The 7,334-nt window shown below is 37.2% G+C and carries 7 protein-coding genes; 3 read left to right on the top strand and 4 right to left on the bottom strand.

What is annotated here, in order from left to right; genetic code table 11:
* Nucleotides 1-1,339, bottom strand: a 1,339-nt coding sequence (locus tag AC4MRQ_RS08010) for a DUF2867 domain-containing protein (protein ID WP_491197142.1), incomplete at its 3' end; no start/stop codon positions are given.
* Between the two features lie 65 nt (nt 1,340-1,404).
* Nucleotides 1,405-2,280: a DMT family transporter gene (locus tag AC4MRQ_RS08005; RefSeq protein WP_491197141.1), complete on the bottom strand. Its 876-nt coding sequence runs from the start codon at nt 2,278-2,280 to the stop codon at nt 1,405-1,407.
* Between the two features lie 115 nt (nt 2,281-2,395).
* On the opposite strand from AC4MRQ_RS08005, the gene AC4MRQ_RS08000 reads away from it, so the two are divergent.
* Nucleotides 2,396-3,208: a M48 family metallopeptidase gene (locus tag AC4MRQ_RS08000; protein WP_491197140.1), complete on the top strand. Its 813-nt coding sequence runs from the start codon at nt 2,396-2,398 to the stop codon at nt 3,206-3,208.
* 78 nt (nt 3,209-3,286) lie between these two features.
* On the opposite strand, the gene AC4MRQ_RS07995 is transcribed toward AC4MRQ_RS08000, so the two are convergent.
* Nucleotides 3,287-3,787: a hypothetical protein gene (locus AC4MRQ_RS07995; RefSeq protein WP_491197139.1), complete on the bottom strand. Its 501-nt coding sequence runs from the start codon at nt 3,785-3,787 to the stop codon at nt 3,287-3,289.
* 445 nt (nt 3,788-4,232) lie between these two features.
* Between AC4MRQ_RS07995 and AC4MRQ_RS07990 the strand changes: the two genes are divergently transcribed.
* A complete protein-coding gene (locus tag AC4MRQ_RS07990) occupies nt 4,233-4,799 on the top strand; it encodes a DNA-3-methyladenine glycosylase I (RefSeq protein WP_491197138.1) in 567 nt (188 codons plus the stop codon).
* Nucleotides 4,800-4,846: 47 nt separating this feature from the next.
* Here the strand turns inward: AC4MRQ_RS07990 and AC4MRQ_RS07985 are convergent, their stop codons facing one another.
* A complete protein-coding gene (locus AC4MRQ_RS07985) occupies nt 4,847-5,563 on the bottom strand; it encodes a hypothetical protein (protein WP_491197137.1) in 717 nt (238 codons plus the stop codon).
* A 220-nt stretch (nt 5,564-5,783) separates the two neighbouring features.
* On the opposite strand from AC4MRQ_RS07985, the gene AC4MRQ_RS07980 reads away from it, so the two are divergent.
* On the top strand, nt 5,784-7,184 hold the full coding sequence (locus tag AC4MRQ_RS07980) for an NfeD family protein (RefSeq protein WP_491197136.1): 1,401 nt from the start codon (nt 5,784-5,786) through the stop codon (nt 7,182-7,184).
* The last annotated feature ends 150 nt before the right edge of the window (nt 7,185-7,334 follow it).

The following is a 7,334-nucleotide window of genomic DNA, read 5'->3' as shown; positions in this document are numbered from 1 at the left end:
GCTCTTCCGATCTAGGACGAAAGGTTGCTGTTTGAATCAACTCGTTTTCAGATAAGTTAAACTCTAACCAGGCTTCTCCGGGCAATCTCATTTCAGCATATAAAAGCAGGCGACCTTCAGTTTTGTCGGCATAAACAACCCGCCAGAAATCAATGACATCGCCATTGTTGATCTTTGTTCTGTGTGTTCGTCCTCTTCTTAAGCCCACGCCACCATATAATCGATCGATAAATCCCCGCAATTGCCATAACCAGTTGGCAAAATGCCAGCCGGTTTCGCCACCAATACGCCATATTCTTTCAAGGCATACAGAAGGTTTAGTCATCTTTTGGAATCTTTTATCTATAAAACACCCGTAAGTTGGTATTTCAATAAAATCAGATAGTTTAAAATCAAGATTGTTGACCACTAGTGCATCTTTCCAGCTTGAAAGAATCTGTTCATCCTTGATTTCACCAAAAGCGGCTTTTAAAGCATCAGTATAACTAATCGGTGATATATCAAGCAACTCATTAATTAAACTATTTCTGCAAACAACTTCTACTTTCATACTGTCAACCAGAGAAGTAGCCAGTTTATAAGATGTAGAAGTGATAAAATACAACCAATAGGACGACAGTCGTGGAGTCATTACCGGAACAACATGAATATATCGTTTCAGCTTTCTGACTCGAGAATACCCGAGCAACATTTGTTTATATGTCAGTATGTCGGGACCACCGATATCAAAGCTGGCATTATAAGTTTGAATATTTCCAAGACAGGCAATCAGAAACCGGATAACATCAGATATTGCAATGGGCTGGCAATGTGTATTGAGCCATTTAGGGGCAATCATTACGGGAAGTTTTTCTACTAAGTCACGTATGATTTCAAAAGAAGCACTACCTGAACCAATAATAATTCCGGCCCTTAAGGTTGTCAGCTTATATGTACCTTTTGCAAGTTCTAATTCAACATTTTTACGCGATTGCAGATGAGGAGAGAGCTTTTGTTCGTTAATAATTCCACTTAGAAAAATTACCTGTCGGACATTTGTACTATCAATAGCCTTTCGGAAGTTAATGGCAGACAATTTCTCTTTGTCCATATAGTTTTTATCACTCGACATTGAATGAACCAGATAATAAGCAACATCAATATCTTTCGGTATCTTTTTTAATGTTTCAGCTTTGGTAAGATCGGCTTCAATAATCTCAATAAAGGGATAAATGGATTCAGGCGCATGAAAGCGGTATTGGTCACGAACAAGACAATAGACATAATGCCCTTGTTGCACAAGGGCTGGGAGTAAACGTTTACCGATATAACCATTTGCACCTGTTAGTAAAACCTTCATGCCTATTATAATTCATTGAAGGCCTAATTGTTCATTAATGAGTGTAAAAAGATGAACAATAAGCTTTATTTGTTCATTTTGCGCTCAAGAATCGGGTGTAAAAACACAGCAGCCAGTATAACAATGGTCCCGGCATAAAACCCCATTGACATAAATTCACTTTTCCCAAAGATGAAAAAGGCCAGTAAAATGCCGTAAACAGGTTCCATATTAATTGCTAAAACGACCGAATAGGCCGATAAAACTTTCATTACATCAACAGCTACAACAAAGGCATACGCGGTGCAAACAACTCCTAATATCAGGATATACAAGACATCTGTGGAAGTTGGCATTAACAAATCAAATGGCAATACATCGGTCACTAATAGAAATATACCAATACTGATAAAGCCACTGATCATCTCGTAAAAACTTATTGTAACAGGATAGTGTTTATTAATAAAAGATTTGTTTAAAACTGTAAATAAGCCTGCTAAAAATGCAGATAGTAAGGCTGTTATAATTCCCTGCCAATAATGCATTTCAAATTGGAAAATCATGTATAAACCACCAACTATCAACAATCCGATAAAGACTTCAATCCACTTAATCCTTTTTTTGAATATGATAGGTTCAAGAAAACTGGCAAAAAGCGTGACGGACGCCATACAACCAAGCGTAACAGATACATTGGATATTTTAACAGCATGGAAGAAGGTAATCCAATGAAAGGCCACTACTAGACCAACACCCATGATTTTAAGGATCTGGCGGTGTCCAATAGCAACAGGTATTCTTTTAACCCAAATAAATCCACCTAAGACAGCAAAAGCGATAAACATTCTGTACCAGACCAATTGTGGAGCCGGTAATGAGATTAAATTTCCGAGAATCGCTGTAAAACCATAAAGTAAAACAACAAAATGCAACTTTAAGTGGTTCTTAAATAGTGTGTTCATGAAATCGCTTTCGAAAAGAGTTAGAATGATTCGACAAAAATAGAAATTGTTTCGTTGTGACACATTAAATTTGTAATTCATCAATTAACCTGGAAAATTAATTATTAAACAGATTATGAAGAAATTGACAAACAAATGGCCGGTTCTGATTAGCTCAATGTTACTGTTGGCTATCGTTTATGGATGCTCCACTGTACCAATTACAGGGCGAAAACAACTTAATCTGGTTTCAGATTCAGAAATGATGGCGATGAGTTTTAGCCAATATGATCAGTTTCTGAATGAGAATAAATTATCAACCGATAAAAAACAAACAGAACTTGTTAAGAAGGTTGGTCAGCGTATTGCCAAAGCTGTTGAAAAATACATGACTGATAATGGCCATGCCAGTCATATTAAAGATTTCGCATGGGAATTTAATCTTGTTGAAGATGATACACCCAATGCCTGGTGTATGCCAGGTGGTAAAGTGGTGTTTTATACAGGTATTCTTCCATATACAAAGAATGAGGAAGGTTTAGCTGTTGTGATGGGGCATGAAATTGCGCATGCGGTAGCCAAGCATGGTAATGAACGTATGAGTCACCAGATGGGTGTTCAGATGGGAGGTGCCGCACTTTCGGTTGCGATCAACGAAAAGCCGGAAGAGACCAAAGCCATTTATATGGCAGCTTTTGGTTTGGGCTCGCAAGTTGGTTTTATGTTACCATATTCAAGGACACATGAAACTGAAGCTGATAAAATGGGCTTGATTTTTATGGCAATGGCCGGGTATAATCCACAGGCAGCAGTTCCTTTTTGGGAGCGTATGGCTGAAGGTGGTGGACAAAAACCACCTGAGTTTCTAAGTACTCACCCTGCAGATGATACTCGTATTCGTAATTTGCAAGAATATATGCCTGAAGCATTGAAATACTACAAGAAATAATTTAGAGAGCGTCCATTGGGGCGCTTTTTTTCTACCTGAATTAAGCATTGGAAATGTTAATGGTATTATGAAAGAGTACTAAAAATTATAACCAATGCTCACTGATGGAGCCACAAATTTATCCAAACCGAATACCATATTAGCACCTGCTCTGATAATCAATCCTCCGGCTTTTTGATACCGGTACATCAATGGTACAAAAACACCATATGCAACCAGGTTATTATCTTCATAGGTATAGTCATTGATACTGATAATAGTGCCTGCACCAAACTCAAGATGGTGATTTTTAAGAGAAGCAGTTAGCCAGTTTATTGAGAAAGGTATATTTATGGTTTTATCAAAGTCACTTGAAATGCCAATACGGAAAGAAAGTCTGTAAAGCTTATCCAGGTATCGCTCGTAATTAAGTGTTGGATAGCCATAATTGTAGTCTGATGAATTCATTATAAACCCTTCCACATAAATGGCATTGGCTTTGAAGCCAGTATAGTCATTAAATACTACTTCATTATTTTGACTGCGTGCCTGAGTAGTTGCAAACCATAACAAAGCTAATATCAACAATATGCTTTTCATTCAATAGATCTAATGGCGATTAAAGAGGTATCAGGCAGGTTATGAACTTAATACTTCAATAATCTCCAAAAGTTACATCAGCAGCCGGAAAGGAACTAATTTGGTATTAGTATAAATAGCGAATACAATTTGTTTGATGCTTCCTATGAATTGTGTAAATTCATCATTTAATGAAATAGAAACTGTTTAAATTTTGTTTTTGTGAGTCAGTTTGGATGAAACAACTTTCAGCAGAGCTAATTAAGTTCTCAGACAAGGCAAAATTGATGCGAAACGTAAGTTCGTGAATACCATTAAAAACAATTACGGATGAACAATAGCATCGCTATTTAAAGATTTTTTGCAGAGGTATGAGGGCTTAAGTCGCCAAAATAAACCGAAGGATAAAACTTAAACAGTTTCTAAAAGTGTATCGCTGATTTAACACATCTCTAAACAAAATAACATGCAAAACAGATGCAATTGGTGTAAGGGGTCTCAATTATACATGGATTATCATGATAATGAATGGGGTACTCCATTACACGATGATGATAAGCTATTTGAATTTCTTATTCTCGAAGCTTTTCAGGCAGGATTAAGCTGGTCAACGATTCTTAATAAGCGTGAGGCATTCCGTGAAGCCTTTGATGGATTTGATGCCGTTAAAATTGCTGCTTACAACGATGATAAGGTAGCCGAGTTGCTTCAAAATGCCGGTATTATCCGCAACCGTATGAAAATTAATGCGGCTATTAAAAATGCCAAAGTGTTTTTAGAGATTCAGAAGGAGCATGGTTCGTTTGATCATTACATCTGGCAATTTGTTAATCACAAGCCGATTGTCAATCAATTTAAAGATGATTCGGAAATACCAGCCACGTCAGAGATCTCTGATCGCATGAGCAAACAGCTCAAAAAGGATGGGTTTTCGTTTGTGGGGTCCACCATTTGTTATGCCTATATGCAGGCTACAGGTATGGTTAATGACCATGTGACAAGTTGTTTTCGTTATGCAGTGGTGAACAATTAAAAGGCCTCCAATTATGGAAGCCTTTTAATTATTGGGTATAATATAACCTACTGATTGTGCACCTTTACCGCTTCTTCCATAAGAACAGGGTAAGTATATCCGGCACCAAAATCTTTGTTTAAACTTATTTTACCAACGAAAGTAACCACTTCACCTACCTGGCATGTTTCCAGTGTGGTAACCGTTAAATCAAAATCACCATCGTAACTGGAACCATCCTGAATATGTACCCAGTTAACACCCAAAATACCATCATTCACTTTAACCACTTCGCCTCGGATGGTAATTTGTTGGTTTCCATGTTCGGCTTTGCGTTGGTATACTTGTGCAACACTTAGCGCACCGGCTGGCTGCTCTATTGATATGTCTTTTTTGGCAATGCCCGATGTTTTATTCAGTTTTTTACCGGCAGATTTAACATTAGTTTTATCCGCAACATCCCGAATGCCTTGTACAAAATAAATTGTTTCAAAAACGCGTCCTAAGGATTTGCTTTCGAAGTTCTTCATTTCCAATCCCTCATCATAAAAAAAGGTTTGTCCTTGTTCAACCTCTCGCTTGGGAATAGCAATCCAGTTTTCTATTTTATCTTCTTTAGCTAAAATATAAGTATACGAAGGCGTTTGAATCACTTCACTGGCCGTAGCTTCATGTGTTCCAGGTGCCAAATTTGCTGTCGTTTTATTATCCTTCTTCTGGCTGGTTTGGCAAGCCATTAATATAAACATGAATAAAAGAAGAGTCGATAATTGTATTTTGTACATGCTGATGAATTTTTAATTACAAACTACAAACAATAACCGACAATGAAAGTTCAGGATATAGACACAATTGAACTGAGTAAGTTGGACAGCCTCATAATATTGACAATGTACCTTTAATAATGTACACACAGCTGTTTAGTACATTAATTAAAAGGAAAAATAAATACTGGTTGTTAACTATTTTTCTGTTACTTTTAAGCAACCTAATTATTGTAAAAAGATGATTCGTAAAGCTACTCTTAGTTTTTTAATTATTATGCTGGCTGGATTTCAGTTGATTGCTGAAGAAAGTTACAGCATAAAAACGCAAGTTTATACTTATAAAATATTCCGGGAAATTGGAAGTACATCATGGATTCATACGCAGGAAGCATTCGCTGAGGCTGAAGCTATGGATGCAGATGTTATACTCTTACACATGAATACTTATGGTGGCCAGGTTGTATTTGCCGATTCTATTCGTACCAAAATATTGAATAGTCATATTCCTGTTCACGTATTTATTGATAACAATGCTGCATCGGCAGGAGCATTAATTTCCATTGCTTGCGACAGTATTTATATGCGACCGGGTGCCAACATTGGCGCCGCAACAGTGGTGAATCAGAGCGGGGAGAAGATGCCTGATAAATACCAGTCATATATGAGGTCAACTATTCGTGCAACAGCGGAAGCACATGGTAAAGACACCATAGTATCAGGTAAAGATACTACTTACGTGTGGCGCCGTGATCCCCACATTGCCGAAGCTATGGTGGACGAAAGTATTTATATTGAAAATGTTGTTGACACTGGTAAAATACTGACCTTTACTACACTTGAAGCTATCGACAATGGTTTTTGTGAAGGGCAGGCCAATAACATTGAAGATGTGTTGAAACATCTTGATATCGATGAGTATGAAATAACCACTTTTAAACCTTCATTTTACGATGGATTAAAGGGCTTTTTAACAAGTCCAATACTGCAAGGGATTCTGATTTTAGTAATTATGGGAGGCATCTATTTTGAGTTACAAACTCCAGGAGTAGGTTTTCCTTTGTTAGCTGCTTCCATTGCCGCAGTTCTGTATTTCTCACCACTTTATATTGATGGACTGGCTGCCAACTGGGAGATCGTTATTTTTATTATCGGACTGGTGCTCATTGGACTCGAAGTCTTTGTAATACCCGGCTTTGGTGTAGCCGGAGTTTCAGGAATTGTGTTGGTAGTTGGTGGATTAACTTTAAGTCTCCTGGATAATGACCTGTTTAATTTTGATGGCGTTGGTTTTAATAAATTACTGGAGGCATTAGGTATAGTTCTTTCAGGTTTATTTGGCTCTTTATTAGCTATTATCTATCTCAGCAAAAAACTATTATCATCATCCACATTTGGAGCCAGGATTGCATTGCAAACCGAAGAAAATGTGGAGATGGGGTACATTGGTGTTGAAGCATCTTTGGGCGACTTAGTTGGAGAGGAGGCGATTGCTTTCACTACATTACGTCCATCAGGTAAGATTATAATTGCTGACGAACAATATGATGCAGTGGCAGAAACTGGTTATATAGAAAAAGGAGAAAAAGTAAGAGTAACCCGATTTGTTCATGGTCAATTATACGTCATGCTTCAAAAATAAGCTGAAGATTTTGACATGAACAATCTAATTAACTATACTTGTATTTAAATTACTGAAAAATGACAAATCAATTATTTCATTCTTATTGGTGGCATTGCTGTACTTTGAACAAGGTGGAATAGTTGGTTGATGAATAAAATATAAGAAAGC

This window comes from Carboxylicivirga sp. (assembly GCF_982718395.1).
The sequence above is the reverse complement of the archived record's forward strand: the minus strand, read 5'-3'. Positions and strand labels throughout refer to the sequence as shown.